1 protein-coding gene is annotated in these 541 nt (G+C 75.4%); it reads right to left on the minus strand.

All coding sequences use genetic code 11. The annotated features are described in order from the left end of the window. Positions 1-526: glucose-6-phosphate dehydrogenase assembly protein OpcA (locus tag G3I71_RS46290; protein WP_343243294.1), on the minus strand; the 526-nt coding region annotated here is incomplete at its 3' end. Positions 527-541: the final 15 nt, after the last annotated feature.

Here is a 541-nt window from a genome sequence, read left to right on the forward strand (position 1 = left end):
TGCGGTGCTCGGGCTGGTCGGGCTGGCGCAGCGCGGCCGTCTTGCCGTCGGGGCGGTCCAGCACGATGTCGCCCGAGGCGCGCTCGAGCCGCACCTGCGTGATGGCCGGCGCGCCGGGGACGCGCTCGATCTCGACCGGGCAGCGCAGCGCGTGCGCCAACCAGGCGGCCATGAGGTCGACCGAGGGGTGCGTGCTCTCGCCCGTGACCACGGCACGGCGCACCGGCTCGTACGGCGGCTGGTCGAGCGTCGCGGCGATGAGCCCGCGCCACAGCGTCGCGCGGGTCCACGCGAGGTCGGTGTCGCCCTCGGTGTAGACGCGCGCGAGGTTCCGCAGCGCGCGGCTCGGGCGCGAGCACGTCGACGTGTCGGTGATGCGGCGCTGCGCCATCTGGCCCAGCGGGTGCTCCGCGGGGTTCTCCGGCACGTCGTAGGGCCACCACGCGACGATCGGCGCGTCGGGCAGCAGCAGCGGCATGACGAGCGTGTCGAGGTGCCGCGTGACACCGCCCGAGATGCGCAGCACGACGACCTCGCTCGC

Origin of the sequence: Streptomyces sp. SID12501 (assembly GCF_010550245.1) — a bacterium.
Taxonomy (GTDB): domain Bacteria; phylum Actinomycetota; class Actinomycetes; order Streptomycetales; family Streptomycetaceae; genus Streptomyces.